Here is a 25,559-nt window from a genome sequence, read left to right as displayed (position 1 = left end):
GGTGCGTCCGGGCCGCGGTCAGGCCGGATCGGCCTCCTCGTGGCCGGTCAGCTCATGACCGGTGACGGCCCGCGCGTAGGAGCGCAGGGCGGCGATCACTTCGGTGCGCGTGCGCCGGCCGGCGAGCACCTCCATCTGGTAACCGTCCTCCATGGCGACGAAGTTCGCGGCGAGCAGGCGGGGCGGATCCTGGAGCAGGAAATGCCCCTGGGCCTGGCCGAGGACCAAAATGCCGGAGTACACGGCGATCTGGCGTTCCGTCAGGGCGCTGTCGAGCGCCGCCGCCCGGGCGTCGCGCAGGCAGCGCGGCCAGTACTCGAAGAGCAGCCGGGTCAGCGCGTCGTCGGGGCCTCCGGCGACTCCGTGGTCGATGCAGGCCCGCAGTTTGTCGCGGGCGTCGTCGAAGCGGTCCGCGGCTTCCTCGCGCTCCTGACTGTAGCGCTCGATGGCCTGCTGGTAGGTGGAGTGGACGAGGGCGTCCAGATCGCCGTAGTAGAGCACCGCGGCGGGGGTGACCCCGGCCTGGTCGGCGACATCGCGCAGCCGCAGGCCCTCCAGTCCGCGTACCAGTACGGCGCGCTCCACCGCCTTGCCGAGCTCGGTCCGGCGGTTCTCCTTGCCGGACCCCTTCCTGGCTGCCACGCCATGCCCTCCAAACGTTGATCATCTAAATCCGAGTTTAACAATATCGCTCAGACCATTGACGGTCCAGGAAGCCAGGTCTTAAATCTGCGTTTAACGCGGCGTCTCACGCTCGGCGCACCACACCTGCGGCCTCCAGGAGGCATCATGACCAACCCGACCGACACCGGGGCCAGAACCGGGCCGGCGCCCGCCCCCGTCGGCAAGGGGCTGCGCGGCGGCTCCGTGGGCCTGCTCGCCTCCGTCACCCTCGGCCTGTCGTCCGTGGCACCGGCGTACAGCATCGCCGTCACCCTCGGCTTCGTGACGCTCGCCGTGGGAGACCTGGCTCCGGCCGCCCTGCTCCTGGGATTCCTACCGATCCTGCTCACCGCCTTCGCGTTCCGCGAGCTGAACCGCGAGATGCCGGACTGCGGCACCAATTTCGTGTGGACCACCCGCGCCTTCGGGCCGGTGGCCGGCTGGTTCACCGGGGGCTGGGTCGTGATCGTCGCCACCCTCATCGCGATGACCGCCCTGTCCCAGGTCGGCGCCGTGTACCTGTTGAACCTGCTCGGTCTGCACTCCCTCGCCGAGAACGATGTCGTCGTCACGGTGACCGCCCTCCTCCTGCTCGCCGCGTGCACCTTGGTCTCCGTCCGGGGACTGCACCTGGCCGCCTCCGTGCAGTACGTGCTCCTCGGCCTGCAAATGGCGGCCCTGCTCGGCTTCGGCGCGGCCGCCTTCGCCCGCGACGGCGCGGTCACCCCCTCCCTGGACTGGCTCGACCCCAGCGCCTTCGACGGATTCGGACCCTTCGCCGAAGCCGTCCTGCTCTGCCTGTTCATCTACTGGGGGTGGGACTCGCTGCTCGCCGCGAACGAGGAGACCCGGGACGGCGAGCGCGTGGCCGGGCAGGCCGCCGTCCTCTCGACGCTCCTGCTCCTGGGCACCTACCTGTTCACCGCGTTCGCGGCGATCAGCTTCGCCGGTACCGGAACCACGGGTCTGGGCCTCGGCAACCCGGAGAACGCCGCCGACGTCCTCACGACCCTCGCCCCTCCCGTACTCGGCGGGGCACTCTCCAAGGTGATGCAGCTCGCCGTCTGCGTCTCGGCCGTCTCGGCTCTGCTCACCTGCCTCGTCGGCAATTCCCGAGGCACCTTGTCCATGGCCGCCCACGGCGCCCTGCCACGCGCCTTCACTCGGATCCACCCCCGCCACCGCACGCCCGCCTTCGGGACCCTGGCCTGCGGAACGGCAGCGGCCGGCACGCTGATCCTGCTCCGGCTCGTCTCCGCGGACATCCTCGGCGACGCCGTCCTCTGTGTCGGGCTGCTCATCGCCTGCTACTACGGCACCACCGCCCTGAGCTGTGTCTGGTACTTCCGGCGGAGCCTGCGCGATTCCCCGCGCGACCTCCTGCTGCGGGGCCTCCTGCCCCTGCTGGGCGGCCTGCTGATGCTGGCGGCCTTCGTCCGGAGCGCCTACGACATGTACGACCCCGCTTACGGCAGCACCTCCTTCCACGGCGTCGGCGGGGTCTTCCTCCTCGGCGCCGGGTCCCTCGCCGCGGGCGCCCTGGCCCTGCTGATCACCCGCACCCGTTTCCGCCGCTTCTTCCGCGAGGGCCGCACGTCGGTCGCCGCGCTCACCATCACCGAGGACTGACCACACCCATGCGCACTCTCGCCATCGCCGCCCTCCAGACCACGCCCGTGGCCCACGACCTCGAAGCGAGCTGGCAGCGTTTCAGCGACCAGGTCCGCGCCACGCACGAGCTCTTCCCCCACGTCCAGCTCGTCATCGCCCCCGAACTCCTGCTCGCCGCCGAGGGCCCGCTGCTGCGCCCCGCCCCCGACGACTGGATGGAGCGGGCGGCCGTCTCGATCCCCGGACCGCTCACCGACCGGATCTGCGCCCTCGCCAGGGAGACCGAGCTGTGGCTGGTCCCGGGGAGCCTCTACGAGCGCGCGGAGGACGGCCACGTCTACAACACGGCCATAGCGGTCTCGCCCGAGGGCGAGATCGTCGCCCGCTACCGCAAGGTCTTCCCCTGGCAGCCGTACGAAAAGGCCCGCCCCGGCAACGAGTTCACCGTGTTCGACCTCCCCGGCATCGGGCGGGCGGGCCTGGCCATCTGCTACGACGGCTCCTTCCCGGAGACGGTCCGCCAACTCGCCTGGCTGGGAGCGGAGATCGTCATCCAGCCCACCCTGACACCCACCCGGGACCGGGAGATGGAACTGGTCTGCGCCCGCGCCAACGCCTGGACCAACCAGGTCTACGTGGTCAACGTCAACGCCGCCGACCCCGCGGGCGTCGGCGCCAGCGCGATCGTCGACCCCGAGGGCACCGTCCGCCAGCAGGCCGGCCACGGCGAGGAGGTGCTCGTCGACGTACTGGACCTCGACACCGTCACACGGGTGCGCCGCTACGGCTCCACCGGGATCAACCGGCCCTGGAACCAGCTCGCCCGGTACGGGGAATCGATCGCCCTCCCGATGTACGGCGGCGCTGCCTTCCGTACGCCGCACTGGCTGGAGGAGGAGAAGGGGGAGAAGGAGAAGGAGAACCCGACCGCGTAGCCGCCGGGGGCCGAAACCCGGTCGACAGGCGGGCCCCGGCGCGGTGGGACGGCTCGGAACGCGGATCCGACCACGTGATCTACAGGCTGGGCCGGGAGCTGTCCGTCCGGCTCCCCCGCGGACCGGGGGTCGCCGGGCAGGCCGCCAAGGAGGCCGAGGGGCTGCCCCGGCTCGCCCCGCACCTGCCGCTGGCCGTCCCGGTACCGGTGGCATGGGGCAGGCCGGGCTTCGGCTATCCGTGGCCGTGGTCGGTGTCCCGCTGGCCGGACGGTGAGGTGGCGACCGCCGGGGCACTGGCCGACTCCACCACGGCCGCGGTCGCACTGGCCCGGTTCCTCACCGCCCTGCAACGGTTCGCCGCCCCGGACCTCCCGGCCGGGGCCGTACCCGCGGACCTGACGGGCGCTCCGCCGGCCGACCGGGACCGCGCGACGCGGGCCGCCATCGCGGAGGTCTCCGGCGTGTTCGACGCCGCGGCCATGACCGCCCTGTGGGAAGCGGCGCTGGACGCCCCCGGCTGGGACCGGCCTCCGGTCTGGTTCCACGGACCTACACCTTCCACGCCGCGACCGACCCCCGCGTAGCCGCGCAGACCACCCGGCAGATCACCGAGGCGCTCATCGGCTGACCCCTCACCACACCTTGGCGAGGAAGGCGCGGGTGCGGGGGTGCCGCGGGTCGTCCAGGACGGCCCCGGGCGCCCCCTGCTCCACGACGACCCCGTCGTCCATGAACACGACGGTGTCGGCGACCTCTCGGGCGAAGCCGAGCTCGTGGGTGACGACGAGCATGGTGGTTCCGGTGCGGGCCAGGTCCTTGATGACGTCCAGGACCTCGCCGACGAGTTCCGGGTCGAGCGCCGAGGTCGGCTCGTCGAAGAGCAGCACCTTCGGTTCGAGCGCGAGCGCCCGGGCGATGGCCACCCGCTGCTGCTGCCCTCCGGACAGCTGGCGCGGGTAGGCGTCCGCCTTGTCGCTCAGACCCACGCGCTCCAGCAGCCTGCGGGCCGTGTCCCCGGCCGCCTCCCGTGGCCGGCGCAGCACGGACACCGGGGCCTCGACGAGGTTCTCCAGCACGGTGAGGTGCGTGAAGAGGTTGAAGTCCTGGAAGACGAACCCGATGTGCGTGCGCTGTCTCAACACCTCCTTCTCCTTGAGTTCGTACAGTTTGCCGCGATGGCCCCGGTAGCCGATGAGCTCGCCGTCGACGCTGATCCAGCCGCGGTCGACCTTCTCCAAATGGTTGATGGTGCGCAGGAGGGTGGACTTCCCCGAGCCGGAGGGCCCCAGGATCACGGTGACCTCCCCGGCGCGGACCGTCAGATCGACCCCGCGCAGCACTTCCAGGGGTCCGAAGCTCTTGTGGACTCCGCGGACCTCGACCATGGCCGGTCCGGGCACGGGCTCGCTCACGCGTGCTCGGCCGGGTTGATCTGCGAGGTGTCGATCGCGGAGGGCGTGGTGCCCCACTTCTTCAGGATCCGTGCGTACGTGCCGTCCTTGATCAGCTCGTTGACGGCGGCCTGGAAGGCCGGGGTCAGTGGAGATCCCTTCTTGAAGGCGAAGCCGACGTCGAGGCGGTGGTATTCGCCGAGGAAGGTGGTCTGCGCGGCGGGTTGTGCGGCCTGGTGGCGCAGGCCGTTGATCGTCGACATGACGACGTCGATCCGGCCCTGCTGGAGGGCGGTGGTCACGGCCCCGGCCTCGGAGAAGACCTTGACCTCGTACGGCTTCTTCCCGGCTGCGGCGCAGACCTCCTTCTGCGCGTTCAGGGTCTTCTCGAAGGTCGTGCCGGCGCCGGTGCCGATGGTCAGTCCGCACAGCTGCGCGAGGTCGGAGACCTGCCCGGTCAGTGCGGTGTTGCCCGTCCGGACCGCGAAGCCCTGGCCGTCGTTGATGTAGGTGACGAAGTCGACGGACTTCAGGCGTTCGGTGGTGACGCCGAAGTTGCCCGTACCGACGTCGTACTTGCCGCTGCCGAGGGCGGGGAGGATCGTCTCGAAGGAGGCGTCCTGGCGCTCCAGCTTCAGGCCGAGGACCTTGGCCACCGCGGCGGCGATGTCGATGTCCTGGCCGGCGGGCGGCTTGTCCTGTCCGTTGGGGTAGTACGCGGACGGAGGGGATCCGACGGAGCCGCCGAGCCGCAGGCTGCCCGCCTTGCGGACCTCGGCGGGGAGCAGGGCGGCGATCGACTCCACGGCCCGAACCCCGGCGACCGGATCGTCGGCCGGCGCGGGCGAGGCCAGGGCGCCGGCCACCGGAGGGGATCCCTCGCCGGAGCCGCAGGCCGTCAAGGTGGCCAGCAGAGGGAGGGGCAGGAGCACGAGTGCGGTGCGCAGGCGACCTCGGAGCACGCTCGCGCGCCGGCTCATCCGCGCACCGCCGTCAGGGTCTGGCCGGGAGAGCCGGCCTCGGGCCGGGTACGGCGTACGGCGTCCTGGCCGGCGCCTTCCCGAGCGGCACCTTCCCGGGCGGCGGTTTCCCGGGCGGCGTCCCGCTTCGCGACCTCCTCGCGGACGAGCGGGATCACGTACCGGCCGAAGTCGACGGCGTCGCCGAGCAGGTCGTAGCCGCGGGCCGACAGGATGTCCACGCCGAGGTCGTAGTAGTCCAGCAGCGCCTGGGCCACCGTCTCCGGGGTGCCGACCAGGGCGTTGGAGTTGCCCGCGCCGCCGGTGGCGGCGGCGGTCGGGGTCCACAGCGCCCGGTCGTAGCGCTCCCCCGCCTCGGCGATGGCGATCAGGCGCTGCGATCCGGTGTTCTGCGGCGCAGCGGCCTCCGACACCCCGTTGCGGTGGCGCTGTACGGTCCCTGCCCGCCTGCGCTGCTTGATGGCGCCCACCGTGCGGTGGGCCTTCTCCCAGGCCAGCTCCTCGGTCGGGGCGATGATCGGCCGGAACGCGACCTGGATGCGGGGCGCTTCGGTGCGGCCCGCCGCCCGCGCCGCGGCCCGTACGGCCTCGATCTGCTGGGCCGTCTGCTCCAGGGGCTCGCCCCACAGGCAGTAGATGTCCGCCTCCGCACCGCCGGCCGCGTAGGCGGCGGGCGAGGAACCGCCGAACGAGACGTTCGGGCGCGGCTGCTGGACGGGGAACACGTCGCTGACGAAGTCGTGGAAGCGGTAGTGCTCTCCCTCGTGGTCGAAGGCCCCGTGGGTGGTCCAGATCTTCTTGACGATGCGGATGTACTCACGGGTGCGGGCGTAGCGCTCGTCCTTGCCGAGGACGTCGCCTTCGCGGCCCTGCTCGTGGTCGTTGCCGCCGGTGATGAAGTGCACGGCCAGCCGGCCGCCGCTGATCTGGTCGAGGGTCGCGAAGGTCTTGGCGGCGAAGGTGGGGTAGGAGACGTTGGGCCGGTGGGCCAGCAGGATCTGCAGGCGGTCCAGCCTGCTCGCGACGTACGCGGCGGCCGGCGCCGGGTCCGGACTGCCGGAGCCGTAGGCGAACAGGACTCGGTCCCAGCCGTGTTCCTCGTGCGCCCCGGCGAGCCGGAGCGTGTACTCCTTGTCGAAGGCGGCGCCGGATCGTGCGGTGGTTTCGGAGCCGTCGTTGGTGGCGGCTATGCCGAGGAACTCCACGGGCATGGGTGTGGCCTTTCGGAAGGTGCGGCGGAACGCACCGGGGCAGGATGGACCGCCCCCGGCACGGCCGTGCGTGACGATCTGCCAGATCCGTCAGCGGCACGGCGGCAGGGCGGAGTGGAACGGGGCTGAGGCTGGGGCGGGAACAGCAAGGCATGACGGTGCAGGCGTGACGACGCGGGGCGTCGGAAGCAGGTGCGGCGGCAGCGCGCGTCCGGGTTCACGGCAGCCCGCCCTTGCGGCGGTCACGGCCCGCACGGCGGCTGCGTCAGAGGAGAGCTCGGCCCGCGACGGGGTAACCGAGGGAGGGAAGGGCCGGTCGGACGGCCCGCTGCCGCGTCAGGCGCAACAGGCTGCGGACCACACCCGACCGAAGTCGATGTAGTCGCGCGAGACCAGGCGCTGATGGGCGTTCATGCGACTACTTGAACAGGACGAAGCGCTCTGCGTCAAGCAAGGGACCGGATGCCGGACGAGCCCGACTGCCGCCGGACCGCGCACGGTTGACACGTCCGTGCGGTGGACGCATACGATCGGCGGCGGACCGGCTCCGCCGTGCGCGGAAGCCGGTCCGGCCGTGTTGAGGGACACGGCGAGCGTGACGACGACCGTTCCAGGCAGTCCGGCAGCCCATGAGTCAGGCAGTCCGGCAGTCCGGCAGTCCGGCATGCGCACCGATTCCGTGCCGCGCCCGCGATCCCTCCCACCCCGGAGCACCTCCATGACCACCGCTTCCGATGTCTCCGACACACCGCGCCTGTCCGCCGCGGCCCACGGGTACGCCCCCGGCGCCGAGCCACCGCCCATCGTGCCGCGCCGGCGCGTCGGACGCCGGCTGTCCGCCGCCGCCGCACTGCTGGTCTTCGCGCTGGTGCTGGCCTCCGTCGTGCGCAACGACGCCTTCCAATGGGGCTTGGTGGGCAGGTACTTCACCACTTCCGCCGTGCTCGACGGGCTGCTCCTGACCCTCTGGCTGACCGGCGTGGTGATGGTGCTGGGGTTCCTGTTCGGCACCGTCCTCGCCGTGATGCGGCTGTCGGCCAACCCGGTGCTGCGCACCCTGAGCTGGGGCTACGTGTGGATCTTCCGGTCCACACCGCTGCTGGTCCAGCTGCTGTTCTGGTTCAACATCGGCGCCCTGTACCCGACGCTCGGCCTGGGCATCCCCTACGGCCCCCAGCTCTTCACCGTCTCCACGGTGAACCTGCTCGGCCCGACCCTCACCGCCGTCATCGGCTTGACGCTGCACGAGACCGCGTACGCCGCCGAGGTGGTCCGCGGCGGCATCCTCTCCGTGGACCCCGGCCAGACGGAGGCCGCGCAGGCACTGGGGCTGAGCAGGCGTCGCACGCTGTGCCGGATCGTGGTTCCGCAGGCGATGCGCTCGATCGTGCCGACCGCCGGAAACATGCTCATCGGCACGCTCAAGGGCACCAGCATCGTGAGCGTGCTGGCCGTGCACGACCTGCTGTATTCGGTGCAGTTGGTCTACAACCAGACCTACCAGGTCATCCCGCTGCTGATGGTGGCCACCGTCTGGTACGTCGCCGTCACGACCGTGCTGAGCGCGGGCCAGTACTACGTCGAGCGGCACTACGCGCGCGGCAGCTCGCGGGGTCTTCCGCCCACACCTCTGCGGCTGCTGCGCGTCCGGCTGGCCGGCCTGCGCGGCCGTCTGAACTCGGTGACCGCACCCGGTGACCGCTGAGTTTCATTTCACGAACAGGCGTTGTGTGTACGGCGGATGAAATCGGAACACGATTTCACGCATTCCGATATCCAGGCCGTTGACACCCCTTCTGCGGGCTGCCTAGCTTACGCCGCAGACAAAGAGATATCGGCGGCCTCTCCAGTCCTGCTTGACGGCTGCTTTTCGATTCTGCGCCTATTCGAAGCCGTGGAGTGTCCTTGACCGAATCACTGCTCCTCTCCGCGCCCGCCGGCCCTTCCGGGCCGCCCGGGCCGGCCGAGCGGGTCCTCCCGCTGCGCCGGCCGGGGCGGTGGGTCGCCGGCATCGTCGTCCTGGTGCTGGTCTCGCAGGCCGCCCACGGGCTGATCACCAATCCCTTCTACCAATGGGACCGGTTCGCGTACTGGTTCGCCCGCCCGGTGATCCTGGACGGGCTGCTCATCACCCTCCAGGTGGCCGCGTACAGTGCGGTCCTCGGCCTGGCCGGCGGCATCCTGCTGGCCCTCGGACGGCTCTCGGGCAGCCCGGTACTGCGGTCGGTGAGCTGGACCTACATCTGGCTCCTGCGTTCCGTGCCGCTGATCGTCGTCCTGCTCTTCCTCTACAACCTCAGCGCCCTGTACCCCACCCTCAGCATCGGCATCCCGTTCGGCCCCGCCTTCCTGACCTTCGACGAGTCGCGGCTCGCCACCGACATGGCGGTCGCGGTGGTCGGACTGAGCCTGAGCGAGGCCGCGTACGCCGCCGAGATCGTCCGGGCCGGCGTGCTCTCCGTCGACCCGGGCCAGCACGAGGCGGCCGCGTCCCTGGGCCTGCCCAAGCGGTACCAGTTCGCCAGGATCGTCTTCCCGCAGGCGCTCCGCTCCATCGTGCCGTCCTACGTCAACCAGCTGATCGGCCTGCTCAAGGCCACCTCACTGGTCTTCTACGTGTCGCTGCTCGACCTGTTCGGCTCGGCGCAGAGCCTGGCCAGCACCTATCCCGGCGACGTGGTGCCGCTGCTGCTGGTGGCGACCGTCTGGTACGTGGTCCTCACCAGTCTGGTCTCCGTAGTGCAGTACTACGTCGAGCGGTACTACGCCCGCGGAGCGCTGCGCACCCCGGCGCCCGCTCCCCTCCAGCGGGCCCGGGCGGGCGTGCGCGACCTGCGGATCCGCTACCGGAAGGAGACGGCCCGATGACCGGGAACGCGAGCACCGCCACCGCCACCACCGCGCGGCCGGCCGCCATCGAGGTGCACGACGTGCACAAGTGGTTCGGCGGCCGGCGGGTCCTCGACGGGGTGAGCCTGACCGTCGCGCCCGGCACGGTCACCGTGATCCTGGGGCGCTCCGGATCCGGCAAGTCGACCCTGTTGCGGGTCCTCAACCACTTGGAGAAGCCCGAGGCAGGCCACGTCAGCATCGGGGGCGAGCTGATCGGCGTCCAGCGGCACGGGGGCCGGCTCAAGGAGCTGAGGGAACGGACGATCCTCGCCCAGCGCGGCCGGATCGGCTTCGTCTTCCAGAACTTCAACCTCTTCCCGCACCTCACCGTGCTGGGCAACGTCGCCGCCGCCCCGGTCGCCACCGGCAAGCTGTCCCGGCCGCAAGCGCAGGCCTTGGCGCAGGACCTGCTGCGCCGCGTCGGGCTCGGGGACCGCGGCGGCGCCTACCCGCGGCAGCTGTCCGGCGGGCAGCAGCAGCGGGTGGCCATCGCCCGGGCGCTCGCCCTGCGGCCGGGGGTCATCCTCTTCGACGAGCCCACCTCGGCGCTCGACCCCGAGCTGGTCGGCGAGGTGCTCTCCGTGATCAAGGACCTGGCCACCGGGGGCACCACCCTCGTGATCGTGACCCACGAGATCGGCTTCGCCCGCGAGGTCGCCGACGAGGTCGTCTTCCTCCACGAGGGCCGCATCGTCGAACAGGGCTCGCCCGCGCAGGTGCTGGACCACCCCGCGCACCCGCGCACCCGGGAGTTCCTCAGCAAGGTGCTCTGACGAGCCGGCCACGCCCTCCGCCGCATCACCCCGCGCCGCGTCGACTTCCCTTGCTCCGGCCTTCCCAGCTCCGGCCTTCCCAGCTCCGGCTTTCCCAGCTCCGGCCTCCCTTCCCTCACCCTCCGTTCCTCGACCTTCCCCGCATCGCCGCACACCCGAAAGGCAACGCCATGCAACGCCCGTCCCTCCTGCGCAACAGACTCGTCCGCGGCCTCGGCGCCACGACCGCCGCCGTCGCCCTCGCCGCCGGGCTCACCGCGTGCGGCGGCGACGCGAAGGCCACCGGCACGGCACCGGTCTCGGACAAGGTGACCATCGGCGCCTTCTCCAACGGAGCCGCGCAGCAGGCCGAGCTGTCCGTCCCGGTCGTCGAGTCCCTGCGCGCACAGCTCCCGAAGGCCGTGCGCGACCGTGGTGAGCTGGTCATCGGGGTCGGCGCCCTGCCCGCCGGCTTCCCGCCCCTCGCCTTCGTCGGCACCGACCAGAAGACCCTCACCGGCTCGGAGCCCGACCTCGGCCGCCTCGTCGCCGCGACCCTTGGCCTGAAGCCCGTGGTGAAGAACTCCACGTGGGAGAACCTCTTCGTCGGCATCGACAGCGGCAAGGTCGACGTGGCCTTCTCCAACGTCACGGTCACCGAGGAGCGCAAGAAGAAGTACGACTTCGCGTCCTACCGGCAGGACAACCTGGCCTTCGAAGCGCTGAAGGAAAACACCTGGGAGTTCGGCGGCGACTACCGCAACCTGGCGGGCAAGACGGTGTCCGTCAGCAAGGGAACCAACCAGGAGAAGATCCTCCTGGAGTGGCAGAAGAAGCTCCAGTCCGAGGGCAAGGACATCACGGTCAAGCACTTCCCCGACGCCAACAGCGTCTACCTGGCGCTGAGCGGCAAGAAGATCGACCTCAACTTCGGCCCGAACCCTTCGATCGCCTACCACATCACCCAGACCGCGAGCAGCAACGCCCCGACGCGCAACGCCGGTTCGTTCTCCGGTGCCGGCGAGACCCTCCAGGGGCTGATCGCCGCGACCGCGAAGAAGGACAGCGGACTGGCCGAGCCCGTGGCCCGGGCCATCAACCACCTTGCCGGGAGCGGCCGGTACGCGCAGCTCCTCACCGCGTGGAACCTCTCCAACGAGGCCGTGACCACCGCGCAGGTGAACCCGCCCGGGCTGCCCGCGACCAACTCCTGACCCCGCGGCCGTCCCCGGCCCGGGCATCCCACGGAAGGCGGGTTCCGCCCCCATGCCCACCACCAGCCCCAGCCCAGCCCCCAGTTCTGCCACCAGTCCGGTGATTTCAGGGACCCCGGCGATCCCGCACGTCCTCGACAACCCGGCCTGGGCCGCGCTGTCCGGCCCGCACGCAGGCTTCGCCGTGCGGGCCGGCGGCCACGCCGCCCGCTACGCCCCGGACGTCGCCGTGTTCTCCGCGGTCGCCGATCCGGCCGACCCCCGGTCCTGGGACGCGCTGCGCTCCCTGGCCGGCCCCGACCGGGTCGTCTCGCTCTCCGGGGTGCTGACGCCGCCCCGCGGGTGGGAGACCGTCTGGTCCACGCAGGGGGTCCAGCTGGTCGACACCTCGCTGCGCGCCGAGCCCGCCCCCGAGGCGGTGCGGCTCGGGCCGGCGGACGTGCCCGAGGTCCTGGAGCTGATCGAGCTGACGAAGCCGGGGCCCTTCCTGCCCCGCACCATCGAACTGGGTACGTACCTGGGCATCCGCCACCGGGGCCGGCTGGTGGCCATGGCCGGGGAGCGGCTGCGCCCGCCCGGCTGGACGGAGATCAGCGCGGTCTGCACCCATCCCGACTTCCGTGGCAGGGGCCTGGCCACGCGCCTGGTCCGCGCGGTCGCGGCGGGTGTCAGGGACCGGGGAGACGTACCGTTCCTCCACACGGCCGCCGAGAACACCCGGGCGATCCGCCTCTACGAGTCGATCGGTTTCACCGTGCGCCACAGGCCCTTTTTCCTGGCCTTCCGGGCGCCGGGCAGCGCGGATGACATTGCCGCCACACAGATTTGATTCTGCCGCATCGCATTTCACACTCCCGTCATTCAGCGGCCCTGATTTCGGGCATGCCCCTTTCGATAGGAGCGAGATTGAAGTTCCTGGCCATCACCCTGATCACGGACGGCACGGACCCGGCGACCGGCGCCCCGACCCCCACGCGCGAGCGCTTCCGGCAGGTGGTCTCCGCCGCCCTGCAGGCGGAGGAGCTCGGCTTCGACGGGTTCGGGGTCGGCGAGCGCCACGAGCGGCCGTTCCTGTCGTCCTCGCCGCCCGTGGTGCTCTCCCATATCGCGGCCCTGACCCGGAAAATCCGGCTGTACACCGCCGTGACCACCCTGAGCCTGCTGGACCCGGTGCGGGCGTACGAGGACTACGCCACGCTCGACCACCTCAGCGACGGCCGGCTCGAATTGATGATCGGCAAGGGGAACGGCACCGCGCAGCGCGCGCTGTTCGACGTGAGCTCCGAGGACCAGTGGGAGCGCAACTCCGAGGGCTACGAGCTGTTCCGGCGGATCTGGAGCGAGGACAAGGTGACGGCGCGGCCGCGCTTCCGGCCCGCGCTGACCGGCGCCGAGGTACTGCCCCGGCCGTACCAGAAGACGCTGCGCGTGTGGCACGGCAGTGCCACGAGCCGGGAGTCCGTGGATCTCGCGGCGCGCTACGGCGATCCGCTCTTCTCCGCCAACGTCACCCATCCGATCGGCCCGTACGCCGCACTGATCCGCCACTACCGCGAGCGCTGGGAGCACTACGGACACGATCCGGCCCGCGCGGTCGTGGGCGCGGGCACGGCGGGCTTCCACACGGCCCCCACCTCGCAGGGTGCGGTGGCCGCGTACCGGCCGGCGTTCGCGCGGCACCTCGCCGCCCACGCGGCGCAGGGCCTGGATCCGGTGTTCGCGACCCTGGAGGACTTCGTCGAGCGCAGCTCGGCCCTGATCGGCAGCCCCGCGCAGGTGATCGAGAAGGTGCACCGCTACCACGAGGAGTTCGGCCACACGGTCCTGCACCTCATGGCCGAGCCGGGCGGCCTCACCGAGGCCCAACACCGCGGCTCCCTCGCACTGTTCCAGTCGGAGGTCGCCCCGGTGCTGCGCAGCTCGATCCCGGACCCCGCGTTCGCCTGAGGTGACGAAGGACTGTTGACAGAAGCATCCCCCTGAACCACCCTTTCACTACTTGCCTAGTGAAAGGGTGGTGTCGTCGTGTTGGAGTACCGCATCGACCGGCGCAGCGGCATCGCCACGTACCTGCAGATCGTCCAGCAGACCAAACAGGCCCTGCGCCTCGGGTTGTTGGAGCCCGGGGACAAGCTGCCGACGGCACGCGAAGTCGTCGAGGCCACCGCCATCAACCCGAACACCGTCCTCAAGGCCTACCGCGAGCTGGAGCGCGAGGGTCTCGTCGAGGCGAAGCGGGGACTGGGCACCTTCATCCGCAAGTCCCTGGGCGGCGCCCCGGCGGAATCCCCGCTGCGCGCCGAACTCGCCGACTGGGCACGGCGGGCGCGGCAGGCCGGGATGGAGCGGGACGACGCGGTCGCGCTCTTCTCGGCCGTACTGGAAGAGCACTTCAAGGGGGACGAAGACGTATGACGCACATGGTGATCGAGGCGGAGGGCCTCGGCCTGCGCTACGGACGCCGGGGAAGGTGGGCGCTGCGCGACTGCTCCTTCCGGCTGCCCGAGGGCCGGGTCTGTGCACTCGTAGGACCCAACGGGGCGGGAAAATCGACCCTGTTGGCCATCGCCGCCGGGCTCGTGTCCCCGACGGAGGGTTACCTCCGCTCGGTCCCGCGCGAGGAACTGGCCTTCGCAGCCCAGGAGAAGCCGCTCTACCCGCAGCTCACCGTCGGCGAGACGCTGCGCATGGGCAGCGAACTCAACCCCGGTCGCTGGGACGCGAGTAGGGCGGAGCAGATCGTGGAGGCGGGGGACCTCGACCCGCACGCCAAGGTCCGTACGCTCTCCGGCGGCCAGCGCACCCGGGTCGCCCTGGCCCTGGCCCTCGGCAAGCGCCCGAGCCTGCTCCTGCTCGACGAGCCGATGGCTGATCTCGACCCGCTCGCCCGGCACCGGCTGATGGGCACGCTGATGGCCGACGCCGCCGAGAACGGCACCTCCGTGGTGATGTCCTCGCACATCCTCACCGAGCTGGAGGGCGCCTGCGACCACCTCCTGCTCGTCGACGGCGGACGGATCCGCCTCTCCGGCCCCATCGACGAGGTCGGCGCGGCGCACCTGCTGGTCACCGGCCCCGCCGCGGCCCGCGAGGAACTCTCCGCACACACCGTCGTCGAGGCCCGTACGACGGGCCGTCAGCTCACGGCGCTCGTACGGCCGCGGGGCCCCGTCGACAGCGGCACCTGGCAGACCACCCACCCGTCACTGGAGGAACTCTTGCTCGCCCATCTGCGCGCGCCCGAAGCCCCGGCGTTCGCCGTGAACGCCGTCACCGAAGGGGCGTCGGCATGAGCACGCTGACGCTGAAGGGGCCGTACTGGGTGGCGGTCCGCCAGCACCGCCGGGTGCTGTGGGCGGTGCCCGCGCTGGTGGGCGCGAGCCTCGCCGCGACGGTCGCACTGCGGGCCTGGAGCGGGAACTCGGAATCCGACCGGATGGACATGTCGACCGAGTACTACGCGTGGGAGCTGTTCCGGCTCTGCGTGATGTACGCGGGCAACACGATCCTGTTCCTTCCCCTGCTCGTGGGAGCCTTCGTCGCGGGTCCGATGGTCGCCCGGGAGCTGGAGAGCGGAACCTGGCGGCTCGCCCTCACCCAATCGACGACGGCGAAGGCCTGGCTCGGCTCGAAGGTCCTGGTCGCGGCCGTGGTCTCCGCGCTCGGTTCGGTCGCCCTGATCGGGGTGTACCGCCTGGGCTGGTCGCGGGTGAGCGGATCCTGGCAGCTCCACTGGGCCGACCGGGGCCCGTACGAGGCCACCGGCCCGGTACTCATCGGCTACTGCCTGCTCGGAGTGGCCCTGGGCGCCCTGGTCGGCCAACTGGTCCGGCGGACGCTGCCCGCCATGGCGGTCACGGGTCTCCTCACGGGCCTCGTGCTGCTGATCCTCGGCGCGCTGCGCTGGTCCTTCCTGCCCGTGACGACGGCGACCGCGCCCTACCCGAGCAACACAAGTCCGCGGATGCCCGGCTCCGCCTTGATGATGGACACCGGCTACCTCAATTCCAAGGGTGAGCGCCTTTCCGAGAACTCCTGCTTCAACCCGACGGACCCGGCGGCCGGCTGCCCCGCCGACCTGCACATCACCGCCCGGTACCTGGACTTCCACCCGGCCTCGCACCATTGGCCGACCCAGCTCATCGAGACCTCCATCCTGCTCGCCCTGGCCGCCGCCGTCCTCTACGCCGCCTACCGCCTGGTGCACGCCCGGCACCCCTAGGCGACCCGGGCGGGCCGAACGACCCGGCCGGTTCCGGGGCCGAAAGGCCCTGGCCGGCCGGGACATCCGCGTCCCCGGTGAAGACCATCGCCGCTGGTCAGCGCCGTGCCACGGGCTGTCCACTGGAGGGAGGTCCGCGAGGCAGGAGAAGGCCATGTCCGAAGAGAAGAGGGGCTTCTGCACCCTCTGCAAGTCGCGCTGCGGTGCGATCTTCACCATCGAGGACGGCCGGCTGACCGGCGTGCGACCGGACCCCGACCATCCGACCGGCACGGCGATGTGCCCCAAGGGCCGCTCCGCCCCCGAGATCGCGCACAGCACCCGGCGGCTGACCACCCCGCTGCGCCGGACCAACCCCAAGTCCGACCCGGACCCGGGCTGGGTGCCGGTCTCCTGGGACGAGGCGATGGCGGAGATAGCCGAGAAGATCGGGACGATCGCCGCCGAGACCGGCCCCGAATCGGTGGCCTTCGCCGTGGCCACGCCCTCGGGAACCATGGTCTCGGACGCCACCGAGTGGATCGAGCGCTTCGTACGCCGCTTCGGCAGCCCGAACACCGTGTACAGCGCGGAGATCTGCAACTGGCACAAGGACGTCGCGCACGCCTTCACCTTCGGCTCGCCGATCCCGCCGCCCGACTACGCGAACGCGGACCTCGCCCTGCTGTGGGGCTTCAACCCGGCCAAGACCTGGCTCGCCCAGTCCGCCGCCCTCTCCGCCGCCCAGGCGACCGGCACGAAGCTCGCCGTCGTGGACCCGCGCCGCTCGACCAGCGCACTGCGGGCCGACCACTGGCTGCGGGTCCGGCCCGGCACCGACGCCGCGCTCGCCCTGGGCCTGGCCCACCTGCTCATCGCCGACGAGGGCTACGACGAGGCCTTCGTCCGCGCCTGGACCAACGCTCCCCTCCTGGTCCGCGCCGACACCGGACGGTTCCTGCGCGCGGAGGAGCTCCCGGGCACGCCCCGGGAACGCCCGGGCTTCGCCGTCTTCGACGAGGAAACCGGCCGGGCCGAGGCGTACGACACCGCGCGCGCCGCCGACCGCCCGGAGCGCTTCGCGCTGCGCGGCACCCGCCCGATCGCCCTCCGCGACGGCTCGGTCGTCGACTGCGCGCCGGCCTTCGAGCAGTACGCCGACGCCTGCGCGGCCTGGCCGCCCGCCCGGGTCGCGGCCACCACGTGGATCCCCGAGCGGGAGATCCGCGCCCTCGCCGCCGAGATCGCGGCCGCCCCGTCGGTCACCTACTACGGGTGGACCGGAGTGGGGCAGAGCGCGAACGCCGCGCAGACCGAGCGGGCGCTGGCCACCCTCTACGCGCTGACCGGCTCCTACGACACCCGCGGCGGCAACCACGTCGCCCCCGCCCCGCCCTACAACCCGGCCACGTCGGTCGCCCGGTTCGCTCCCGAGCAGCGCGCCAAGGCCCTCGGCCTCGACAAGCACCCGCTGGGCCCGCCCGCCTCCGGCTACATCAACTCCGGGGACCTGTGCACGGCCATCGAGACCGGCCGCCCCTACCCGGTCCGCGCCCTCATCGGCTTCGGGTCCAACCTCGTCGTCGCCCAGCCCGACTCCGACCGCACCGCACGGGCGCTGGGCGCACTCGCCTTCCAGGTCCACCTGGACCTCTTCCACAATCCGACCAGCACGAGCGCCGACCTCGTCCTGCCGGTCAACAGCTCCTACGAGCACGAGGCCCTGCGCTTCGGCTTCGAGTTCAGCCACCGGGCCCAGGAGCAGGTCCAGCTCCGGCCACGCATGGTCGAGCCGCAGGGCGAGTCCCGCAGCGACACCGAGTTCGTCTTCGATCTGGCCTGCCGCCTGGGCATGGGAGCGGAGTTCTTCGACGGGGACATCGAGGCCGCCTGGAACTGGCAGCTCGAACCCCTCGGCCTGACCGTCGAGGAGCTGCGCCGGCAGCCGGGCGGCGTCCGGGTGCCCCGCGAGGAGGCCTACCGCAAGTACGCCGCACCCGTGGCGGGCGACAGGGGCGGCGACGAGGACGGGGTGACCGGCTTCGCCACGCCCACCCGGCGCGTCGAGCTGTACTCCGAGCGGCTGTTGGAGCACGGCTACCCGGCGGTGCCCGAGCACCACGACCCCGCCCCCACGGACGCCGCGTACCCCCTCGTGCTGACCTGTGCCAAGCACGGGTACTTCGTCCACAGCCAGCAGCGTTCCCTGACCTCGCTGCGCCGCCGGGCGACCGACCCCTCGGTGGACCTGCACCCGCAGACCGCCGCCGCCCACGGAATCGGCGAGGGCCAGTGGCTGGAGCTCGCCACGCGCCGCGGCTCCATCCGGCTGCGCGCCCGCTTCGACGACTCCCTCCACCCTTCCGTCGTCGTCGGCGAGTACGGCTGGTGGCAGGACGCCACCGACCTCGCCCTCCCCGGCGCCGACCCGACGTCATCCACGGGCAGCAACTTCAACCGGCTCGTCGACCACACCGAAACCGACCCCCTGAGCGGCTCCGCCCCGCTGCGGTCCGCCGCCTGCCGGATCGGCCCGGTGGCAGGTGACGGCTCCTGGCTCGGGACCCGCCCCTTCACCGTCTCGGCCCTCACCGAGGTGAGCCCCGGCATCCGCGGCCTGCGGCTGACCCCCGAGGACGGCGGAGCCCTCCCCGACTACCGGCCCGGCCAGCACCTGACCGTGCGCGCCGAGCACCCGGACGGCACCCTCCAGGACCCCGCGGACGGACGCAGCTACTCCCTCACGGGACCCGCCCTCGCGACCGGCCGCACCGACTACGGGCTGGCCGTGCGCCACATCCCCGGCGGAGCCTTCTCCACGCGGATCCACGAGGAGCTCCGGGTCGGCGACCGGCTCCACCTGGCGAACCCGGGAGGCGTGTTCGCCGTCCCGACGCACACCGACAACCCGGTCGTGCTCCTGGCCGGCGGCATCGGGATCACCCCGTTCCTCAGCTACCTCGAAACCCTCGCGGCCACCGGCGGCACGGTCCCCGAGGTCGTCCTGCACTACGGCAACAACAACGCGGCCGACCACCCCTTCCGGGACCGGCTGCGCGAACTGGCCACCCGCATACCGGCGCTGACGGTCGTCGACCACTACGCCGCTCCCGGTACGGAGGACGTCCTCGGCCGCGACCACGACCGCACCGGGTTCATCACGATCGAGGACATCGATCCCGGTCTCATCGAGCGGCGGGCCCGCTTCTACATGTGCGGGCCGCAGCCCATGCTCGACGCCCTCACCGGCGCCCTGATCGCGCGCGGTGTCCCGCGCTTCGAGGTGTTCAGCGAGAAGTTCCGCCCGGCCCGGCGGGAGGTGACCGTGCCCGACGACGCCGAGTACACCGTCACCTTCGCCCGGTCCGGACGCAGCGCCGTCTGGCGCAAGAACGACGGCCCGCTCCTCGCCCTCGGCGAGGCGGCCGGGGTGTCCATGCCGAGCGGCTGCCGGGTCGGGCAGTGCGAGAGCTGTGCCTGCAGCGTGCTGAAAGGCACGGCCGCGCACCTGGTGGCCCCCTCGGAGGACCTGCCCGACACCGACGTCCTGACCTGCCAGTCCCTGCCGACGTCGGACCTGGTGCTCGACGTCTGAGCCGGAGCCGTCAGGAAACGGTGTTCTCCTTCTCCTCCAGCCCCTCCAGGCTGTCCATGAAGGAGGAGACGGAGAACACCGCGCGCCCGGGGCCGGCCGGGCCGTAGCCGGGCGGGGAGCTCAGGCCGAACTCCTCCAGCGTCGCCCGGTAGGTCTCCAGCAGGCGGACGTGGTACTCGAGGGGCGCGCCCAGCGGATTGGCCTTGCCGAGCGGGGTCGTCGGCTCCGGGCACCAGGTGGTGAAGCGCGGGACGACACCGTGCGACATGAAGAACCGCAGGCCCTCCTGGGTGGACGCGATCGCCTCGCTCACCTTGGTGAACCCGAAGGGCTCCGCCATCTCGATGCCCGCCACGAAGTTCGGGATCACGTTGCGCGGGCCGAACACCTCCGTGGAGTCCAGGATCCTGCGGTGCCATTCGTCGCGGCCGACGTAGCGCTCCTTGCCCGGGCAGTGGAGCTTGAACAGGTACTCGTCCCACACCTCGAAGTTGGGGTGGTAGATCTTGACGCCGTGGTCGTGGAAGCGCTGCACGGCGTCGCGGGGCAGGGCCTGTGCGACGACCTTGCCGGTCCAGCGGCCGGGGAAGCGCTCCTCGATGGCCTTCGCGTACTGGCCGTAGAAGTCGGCCTCGTCACGGCCGCCGACCTGGGAGGTGATCGAGCCGCCCGTGAGGGTGTAGGCCCGGGAGATGCCCGCGGTGTCGTACCGGTCGATGATCTCCAGCGCCTCCAGCACCTCCTCGACCGGCTTCACCCCGGTGTAGGGGCGGCCGGCCGCCTTGTGCTGGCGCCAGTTGTGGTTGATGTCACAGAACTGGCACTCCTCCTTGGCGCCGAAGTACTGGCACACCCGGAAGACCGTCAGGTAGATGAGGTAGCCCCACTGGATGGTCGGCGCGACCTCCATGACCGACTTGCCGTTCGACAGCTTGTGCCGGTAGTACTCCGGCATCGGCGGCAGGCCGACGTCCGCGATCCGTACGCCGTCCAGGTACAGGCCGAGCGCGCCGTCCTCCCCGCCGCGCACCACGTACGGGGAGTCCGGGTTGACCCGTACGGAGACCACGGTGCGGCGCAGTTCGTACGGGCCGCCCGTGAGCACGATCTCCTCGGGGGGCCGGTTCAGCGCGGCGGCGCCGAGCTCCGGGAGGGTGCGGTGGTCGAAGGAGAAGATGAAGTACGACTTCGGCTTGACGTCGCCCGAAGCACCGTCTGCGCCTCCGCTGAGCGCGGACTCGTCGAAGGCCATGCCGCCCCGCAGGAGGTCTTCCTTGATCACGGCTTCCCGGGGCACGTGCGGGAAGCGCCCCATCAGGTCCTCGATCAGCGCGGTACGGCTGGGACTCTCCATCTGCGGCTCCATTCCAGGCTCTTGCCGGTCCGCGGCGGTCCGCCCCCTTGGCGTTCCGCGCGTCGCGGCGGTGATCTCACTGTAATGAGGGCGGCCGGGCCCCGGCGCAGCGGCTCCTCGACGGCTCCTCAGGGCGTGAGCCGGCCCGGCGCTCCGCCGGCAGACCCTGCCGCCGCGCTGGACTCCGCCTGCCCGACCATCGTGATCGGCGCCGACGGCTACGTGGTCACCCTCTGCACCACCATTTTCGGGCAGACCCCGACCGTGCACCTGCTGGATCCCGGGAGCGGGGCCGACCTGGCCTCGCTTCCCCTGCCCAAGGGCAGCCTGTTCGGCGGTGTCCACTCCTACCTCGACAACAACGACCGGCTGGTCGCCGTGGACGGGAACAACAACCTCGTCCGCATCGGCCACCACCGCACCGGCAGCGGCAGGCGGCTGGGCGTTGACGGTCGACCAGTCCACCCCGCTCGCGGGCGCCGTGCCGGCCGGCGACAACATCGTGGGCCTGTCCCCCGCCTGGAACGGCAAGGTCTGGTTCGCCACCACCGGCGGCGTGATCGGAACCGCGGACACGGACACCGACACGGTCCGCACCCTCGCCACCGGAGCGCAGCTCACCAGCTCGTTCCTGGGGATCGGGCTGGTCTACAACCCGCCACGGATGACCGGTACCACGGGCCCGGACGGCACCCTCTATCAGGGCACCGAGACCGGCGTGGTCCGGATCACCAACGGGTGAGCGCCGTGAGTGTGGGTGTGGTCGGGGGCCGAGTCCAGGGTTCCGCCGAGGCGCTCCCGGGCCGGGGTCAGGGCGTCCGGCGAGGGCGCCGTGATGATCCAGCGCTCGCCGACGAGGTACGTGCCACCGTACTGCCGTGACTCCGACAGCCACGCGGCGCGCCCCTCCGCCGTGCTGAACGTGGCCAGCCGGAAGGCCTGCGCGCCCACCGCGCAGGCGCCCTCGCGCAGCTCCTGCGCGTCGACGGTCACCTCGGGGCTGCAGCCCAGGGCGGCCGCGATCCGGTCCAGCGGCTCGGGGGCGGGGGGCGGGGACGCCGCTCGCCCCCCGCCGCCGGTGCCCGTGCTTCCCGTGCTGCCCGCGCCTGCCGTGCAGGCCGTGCAGAGGAGGGCGGCGAGCAGGGCGATCGCGCGGGGCGCCCGGGGAGTCCTTCCTCCCGTGGCGGGCACGGCCGGTCAGCCCTTCGCCGGGATCTTCTTGCCCGCGTCGTTCACCGCGAACCAGAGGCCCTGTACGCCGTGTCCGTTGGTCTGGCCCGGTCCGGTGTCTCCGGTGAAGAGGTAGACCGGCCAGCAGTCGATCGTCAATTGACGGGTTCCGTCCGGACGTTCCACGGATCCGACCAGCTCGGCGGGAATTCCGACGGCCTTTCCAGCTTCCACGGAGGGGGCGGGTTTCCACGTGTTCAAGCAGTCGTCGAGGCATCCGAATTTCATCGGCCAGGCGCTGTCCTTTCCGAACCGGTAGAGGGTGCGCCCCTGGGCGTCCACCAAGAGCTTTCCGAGTTTCGCGTCGTCCACGGCGGAGAGCGGCGCGGATTCCTTTCCGGTGTCCGCTTTTCCGTCGTCCGCCGCTTCGCCGCCCTCCGCCGCCTTGCCGCCGTCCACGGCTTTGCCGCCGTCCGCCGCCAGCGCGTGCCAGGTCCCGCCGACGCCCTCGCCCTTCGTCTCACCCGGCCGGGTGTCCTTCGCGTACCGGTACACGGGCCACCCCGCGAGGGTGAGCTGGCGGGTGCCGTCGGGCCGGTCGACCGAGCCGAGCAGCCCGGCGTCCACGCCCGCCGGGGCCTGCGCCCCGTCCGCCGGCACCGCGGGCCAGAGCGTGGCGCAGGCGTCCTCGCAGTTCGAGCGGGGCGGCTGTGCGGTGTCCTTGTCGAACCGGTAGAGCGTGGTTCCGGCCGCGTCCGTGACCACGCTGCCGACCTTCGGGATCTCCCGGACCGACAACGTGCCGGCCGGGGTCGGGTCCTCCTCTGCATCCACGTCCGCATCCACGTCCGCATCCGCGCCCGCTTCGGACCCGGCACCGTAGCCGTCGGCGTAGTCCTCGCCGTCCCCGGCGCCGTGGCCCACCGCCCGTTCCGCCCCCGCCGCCCGGACGGTCACCGTGCGGGCGTCGTCATCACCGCTGCCGCATCCCGACGCGAGCAGAAGTACCGTCAGCACCGATCCGGCGGCGGCCGTGGTCGCCCGGCTCCTGTTGCCCATGGTTCTCTCCTTCGATTTCCATCCGGCGTGCTTCCGTCTGGATATTCATAAGGTCTGCGGGGGCCGCCGTATTCGGTGGCGCGGGAATTTGTCAGATCACGCCAAAGCGTGAACTCATTCCTGGATGCGGAGCGCGAGTGCCGGGCAACGGCGCACCGCGCGCAGTGCTTTGGGCCGCAACGGACCCGGGACCGGCATGACGCCGCGCGCCGGATAGCCGTCCTCGTCGAGCCGCACCACATCGGGAAGCAGGTCCACGCACAGACCGTGGCCCTTGCACAACGTCCAGTCCACGACGAGCCGTTCGGGGCTCTCGTCCGCGGGCAGCGGCAGGGCGCCCAGCACGCGGCGTCCGCAGCCGCTGCCGAGCGCGTGGTCGCGGAACTCGTCGGGGAAGACGGCGAGCGCGGAGGCCACGAACGAGGACGTGCCGTCCGGGTGGGAGCAGGCTCCCCGGCCGCGTACCCCCCGCATCCGGGCCTGCACCGCGTCCAGGGCCGCCCCGCCGCCGCCGGCCACGAGCCGTTCCACGGCGTCCGCCAGCGAGGGCAGTCCCCGTACGCACGGGCCGCACTGGCCCGCCGATTCCCGTGCCATCCAGCGCGTGACCCGGGCCACCTCGCCCGCCGGGCACGTGTCCTCGGGCAGGGGGAGCACCGCACCGGCGCCCAGGACCGCGTCGTACGCCGCCAGGGACTTCCGCGAGATCAGCGCCTCGCGCGCCGACCCCGGGTCCAGCCAGCGGCCGTGGAAGCCACCGATGAGCACTCCCTGTCCGGGCACCGTGCCGCAGAGGTCCAGTACGTACGCCAGGGACGTGCCGAGGGGTACCTCGACGACGGTCGTCCCGGCGACGGTCAGCAGGGTGGTGCCGGGTTCGTCGGGCAGGCCGGCCGTGCCGTACGCGGGCGCGCCGAGGCGGGCGGCGACGGCCAGCTGGGCGTAGGTCTCCGCGTTGGACAGCAGGGTGGGCAGGCCGCCGAGGCCCCGTTCGCTGGTGCGCGTCCGATGCCCGGAGGGCACGCCGGGTCCGCCGTCCAGGCCGTTCACGAGGGCGCTGCCCTCGCCCGTGACGAAGCGTTCGGGGAGCCGGACGACGCGCACGCGCCGCCCGGCCGGGCCCCGTTCGGCGACGGCTTCGATGAGCGAGCGCTCCACGTCGGGCCGGGTGACGCCGACGACCACGTCCTCGGCGCCGAGCGCGGCGGCAGCCACCAGCGCGCCGTCGAGCACGAGGTGCGGCACGTACAGGAGCAGGGCGGCATCCTTCAGGCAACTCGGTTCGCCTTCGGTCCCGTTGACGACCACGGCGCTGCGTCCCTCCTGCCCTCTGGCGGACCGGATGACGGCCCGGAGCTTGCGGGCGAAGGGGAAGCCCGCTCCCCCGCGCCCGCCCAGGGCGATGCCCTCGGCGAGTGCGACGAGCTCTTCGGAGGGGTAGCGCGGCAGCGCGCCGTGCACGTCCAGATGGCCGGCCCGGTCCAGCCGCTCGGAGGTGTCGAGTCCGGCCAGCAGGCGCGGTGCGCCCACGCAGCCGAGGGCGGGCCGCGTCCCGGAGCCGCTCACCGTCCGCTCCGTACGCCGTCGAGCGGCTCGGAGGACGGCCCTGCGGACGGATCCGCGGCCCGTCCGGGGCGGCCGGGGAACACCGTGGTGCCCGGCTGCCGGGTCAGGCGTGCCGTCAGCAGCTCCGCCGCCCACTCCGCCGGCCGGCGCACGAAGGGCGCCGGCCGGTGCGGCGGCGCCTGCCCGGGCGGCCGGGAGGGTACGGACGGTGCGTGCGGCGGTGACTGCACCGGCGGCGCTGCCGGTGCGGCCGGTACCCCGGACGGCCGCGCGGGGTCCGCACGCAGCGGCGTACCGGGCCTCGTGCGCGGCCCCGCGCCGGCGAGCGTACGGAGCTTCGCGCGCAGCCGCAGCGCCAGCAGGCCGGCGACGGCGAGCAGGCACAGGGCGTACCCGGTCGTCACCCAACCACTTGCTGCGCGGCCGGACTTGAGCCCGTGCACCAGCGAGGCTCCCCAGGCCGGGTAGGCGCCCATGTGCAGGGCCCGCCACCACAGGGACCGCCCCCGGGCGGCGAAGGTGCCGCGGACGGCGCCGGAGACGGCCACGGCTACGAACCCGTAGCCGGCCAGGCTGCCGAGGCCTATGAGCAGCGGCCGTTGGCCGTCCGTGAAGGGCAGGATCACGGCGGCGGCGTCGGTCCGGGACCGCCCCACCTTGATCCACACGTGCAGGAGGAGAAAGCCGAGTCCGGCGACGGCGAGGCCGCGGTGCACGGCCTGGGCGACGAGCCGGTGCCCGGAGGCGAGCAGTCTGCGGTCGGTGGCCGCCAGGCCCCACAGGACGGCGCCGGTGAGGGAGACCAGCGAGAGCACGCCGGCGGCGTAGTCGAGGAAGTCCCACAGGCGGGTCAGTGCACCGGCGCGGGCCGCCACGAGCAGGGCGGCCCCGGCGGCGAGGGCCGCCGCGGCCAGGGCGGCGGGGTGCGGTCCCCCGGCGGCGGACAGCAGCGGCGGACGCCGCAC

At 72.2% G+C, this 25,559-nt stretch carries 23 protein-coding genes and 1 pseudogene; 15 read left to right on the top strand and 9 right to left on the bottom strand.

What is annotated here, in order from left to right:
* Nucleotides 1–18: 18 nt before the first annotated feature.
* Nucleotides 19–642, bottom strand: a complete 624-nt coding sequence (locus tag ACFVX6_RS36010) for a TetR/AcrR family transcriptional regulator (protein WP_389698777.1) — start codon at nucleotides 640–642, stop codon at nucleotides 19–21.
* 147 nt (nucleotides 643–789) lie between these two features.
* Between ACFVX6_RS36010 and ACFVX6_RS36005 the strand changes: the two genes are divergently transcribed.
* From ACFVX6_RS36005 to ACFVX6_RS35990, 4 genes and pseudogenes are all read left to right on the top strand, one after another.
* Entirely contained in the window at nucleotides 790–2,292 is a 1,503-nt protein-coding gene (locus tag ACFVX6_RS36005) for an APC family permease (RefSeq protein WP_389698775.1), read from the top strand.
* An 8-nt stretch (nucleotides 2,293–2,300) separates the two neighbouring features.
* Nucleotides 2,301–3,209: a carbon-nitrogen hydrolase family protein gene (locus ACFVX6_RS36000; RefSeq protein ID WP_389698773.1), complete on the top strand. Its 909-nt coding sequence runs from the start codon at nucleotides 2,301–2,303 to the stop codon at nucleotides 3,207–3,209.
* Nucleotides 3,158–3,757, top strand: a pseudogene (locus ACFVX6_RS35995) (phosphotransferase); the annotation flags it as partial. The gene ACFVX6_RS36000 and the pseudogene ACFVX6_RS35995, both read left to right, overlap by 52 nt.
* On the top strand, nucleotides 3,700–3,837 hold the full coding sequence (locus ACFVX6_RS35990) for a hypothetical protein (protein ID WP_389698771.1): 138 nt from the start codon (nucleotides 3,700–3,702) through the stop codon (nucleotides 3,835–3,837). The pseudogene ACFVX6_RS35995 and the gene ACFVX6_RS35990, both read left to right, overlap by 58 nt.
* 4 nt (nucleotides 3,838–3,841) lie before the next feature.
* Here the strand turns inward: ACFVX6_RS35990 and ACFVX6_RS35985 are convergent, their stop codons facing one another.
* From ACFVX6_RS35985 to ACFVX6_RS35975, 3 genes are read right to left on the bottom strand one after another with little or no spacing between them, the layout of a single operon-like run.
* On the bottom strand, nucleotides 3,842–4,594 hold the full coding sequence (locus ACFVX6_RS35985; RefSeq protein ID WP_389698779.1) for an amino acid ABC transporter ATP-binding protein: 753 nt from the start codon (nucleotides 4,592–4,594) through the stop codon (nucleotides 3,842–3,844).
* Nucleotides 4,595–4,617: 23 nt separating this feature from the next.
* Nucleotides 4,618–5,580 (bottom strand): ABC transporter substrate-binding protein, encoded by a 963-nt coding sequence (locus ACFVX6_RS35980; protein WP_389698769.1) that lies wholly within the window; start codon nucleotides 5,578–5,580, stop codon nucleotides 4,618–4,620.
* The gene (locus ACFVX6_RS35975; RefSeq protein WP_389698767.1) at nucleotides 5,577–6,791 is read right to left on the bottom strand and encodes an LLM class flavin-dependent oxidoreductase; all 1,215 of its coding nucleotides are present in this window, start codon (nucleotides 6,789–6,791) and stop codon (nucleotides 5,577–5,579) included. The genes ACFVX6_RS35980 and ACFVX6_RS35975 overlap by 4 nt, the downstream gene beginning before the upstream one ends.
* Before the next feature lie 718 nt (nucleotides 6,792–7,509).
* Between ACFVX6_RS35975 and ACFVX6_RS35970 the strand changes: the two genes are divergently transcribed.
* The 10 genes from ACFVX6_RS35970 (at nucleotide 7,510) to ACFVX6_RS35925 (ending at nucleotide 19,445) form a co-directional block, all read left to right on the top strand.
* The gene (locus tag ACFVX6_RS35970) at nucleotides 7,510–8,496 is read left to right on the top strand and encodes an amino acid ABC transporter permease (protein WP_389698765.1); all 987 of its coding nucleotides are present in this window, start codon (nucleotides 7,510–7,512) and stop codon (nucleotides 8,494–8,496) included.
* A gap of 200 nt (nucleotides 8,497–8,696) precedes the next feature.
* A complete protein-coding gene (locus tag ACFVX6_RS35965; RefSeq protein ID WP_389698763.1) occupies nucleotides 8,697–9,659 on the top strand; it encodes an amino acid ABC transporter permease in 963 nt (320 codons plus the stop codon).
* Nucleotides 9,656–10,456, top strand: a complete 801-nt coding sequence (locus ACFVX6_RS35960) for an amino acid ABC transporter ATP-binding protein (protein WP_389698761.1) — start codon at nucleotides 9,656–9,658, stop codon at nucleotides 10,454–10,456. Before ACFVX6_RS35965 ends, ACFVX6_RS35960 begins: the two co-directional genes overlap by 4 nt.
* A 170-nt stretch (nucleotides 10,457–10,626) precedes the next feature.
* A complete protein-coding gene (locus tag ACFVX6_RS35955) occupies nucleotides 10,627–11,649 on the top strand; it encodes a transporter substrate-binding domain-containing protein (protein ID WP_389698759.1) in 1,023 nt (340 codons plus the stop codon).
* Nucleotides 11,650–11,701: 52 nt separating this feature from the next.
* Nucleotides 11,702–12,478, top strand: a complete 777-nt coding sequence (locus ACFVX6_RS35950; RefSeq protein ID WP_389698757.1) for a GNAT family N-acetyltransferase — start codon at nucleotides 11,702–11,704, stop codon at nucleotides 12,476–12,478.
* 77 nt (nucleotides 12,479–12,555) lie between these two features.
* Nucleotides 12,556–13,596 carry an LLM class flavin-dependent oxidoreductase gene (locus ACFVX6_RS35945; RefSeq protein ID WP_389698755.1) on the top strand — a complete coding sequence of 347 codons (1,041 nt, stop codon included), beginning with the start codon at nucleotides 12,556–12,558 and terminating at the stop codon, nucleotides 13,594–13,596.
* A 78-nt stretch (nucleotides 13,597–13,674) separates the two neighbouring features.
* On the top strand, nucleotides 13,675–14,064 hold the full coding sequence (locus ACFVX6_RS35940; protein WP_389698753.1) for a GntR family transcriptional regulator: 390 nt from the start codon (nucleotides 13,675–13,677) through the stop codon (nucleotides 14,062–14,064).
* Nucleotides 14,061–14,942, top strand: a complete 882-nt coding sequence (locus ACFVX6_RS35935; RefSeq protein WP_389698751.1) for an ABC transporter ATP-binding protein — start codon at nucleotides 14,061–14,063, stop codon at nucleotides 14,940–14,942. Before ACFVX6_RS35940 ends, ACFVX6_RS35935 begins: the two co-directional genes overlap by 4 nt.
* Nucleotides 14,939–15,871, top strand: coding sequence for an ABC transporter permease (locus tag ACFVX6_RS35930; RefSeq protein WP_389698749.1), 933 nt, complete (start codon nucleotides 14,939–14,941; stop codon nucleotides 15,869–15,871). Before ACFVX6_RS35935 ends, ACFVX6_RS35930 begins: the two co-directional genes overlap by 4 nt.
* A 154-nt stretch (nucleotides 15,872–16,025) precedes the next feature.
* The gene (locus ACFVX6_RS35925; RefSeq protein ID WP_389698747.1) at nucleotides 16,026–19,445 is read left to right on the top strand and encodes a molybdopterin-dependent oxidoreductase; all 3,420 of its coding nucleotides are present in this window, start codon (nucleotides 16,026–16,028) and stop codon (nucleotides 19,443–19,445) included.
* A gap of 10 nt (nucleotides 19,446–19,455) precedes the next feature.
* Here the strand turns inward: ACFVX6_RS35925 and ACFVX6_RS35920 are convergent, their stop codons facing one another.
* Nucleotides 19,456–20,799 (bottom strand): radical SAM protein, encoded by a 1,344-nt coding sequence (locus ACFVX6_RS35920; RefSeq protein ID WP_389698745.1) that lies wholly within the window; start codon nucleotides 20,797–20,799, stop codon nucleotides 19,456–19,458.
* A gap of 337 nt (nucleotides 20,800–21,136) precedes the next feature.
* Here ACFVX6_RS35920 and ACFVX6_RS35915 point away from each other — a divergent pair, with 337 nt between their 5' ends.
* Nucleotides 21,137–21,541: a hypothetical protein gene (locus ACFVX6_RS35915; protein WP_389698743.1), complete on the top strand. Its 405-nt coding sequence runs from the start codon at nucleotides 21,137–21,139 to the stop codon at nucleotides 21,539–21,541.
* Here ACFVX6_RS35915 and ACFVX6_RS35910 read toward each other — a convergent pair.
* The 4 genes from ACFVX6_RS35910 to ACFVX6_RS35895 all read right to left on the bottom strand — a co-directional run.
* Nucleotides 21,499–21,990 carry a hypothetical protein gene (locus ACFVX6_RS35910; RefSeq protein WP_389698741.1) on the bottom strand — a complete coding sequence of 164 codons (492 nt, stop codon included), beginning with the start codon at nucleotides 21,988–21,990 and terminating at the stop codon, nucleotides 21,499–21,501. The two genes, ACFVX6_RS35915 and ACFVX6_RS35910, sit on opposite strands and share 43 nt — an antisense overlap.
* Nucleotides 21,991–21,996: 6 nt before the next feature.
* Entirely contained in the window at nucleotides 21,997–23,028 is a 1,032-nt protein-coding gene (locus tag ACFVX6_RS35905; protein ID WP_389698739.1) for an SCO0930 family lipoprotein, read from the bottom strand.
* Between the two features lie 114 nt (nucleotides 23,029–23,142).
* The gene (locus ACFVX6_RS35900) at nucleotides 23,143–24,594 is read right to left on the bottom strand and encodes an NADH-ubiquinone oxidoreductase-F iron-sulfur binding region domain-containing protein (RefSeq protein ID WP_389698737.1); all 1,452 of its coding nucleotides are present in this window, start codon (nucleotides 24,592–24,594) and stop codon (nucleotides 23,143–23,145) included.
* The coding region (locus ACFVX6_RS35895; RefSeq protein ID WP_389698735.1) for a hypothetical protein at nucleotides 24,591–25,559 on the bottom strand (969 nt) is incomplete at its 5' end. The genes ACFVX6_RS35895 and ACFVX6_RS35900, both read right to left, overlap by 4 nt.

The organism is Streptomyces sp. NPDC058289 (genome assembly GCF_042880975.1).
GTDB lineage: Bacteria > Actinomycetota > Actinomycetes > Streptomycetales > Streptomycetaceae > Streptomyces > Streptomyces stoeckheimensis.
Note: the sequence above shows the minus strand (reverse complement) of the source record. Positions and strands in the feature narration are given on the sequence as shown.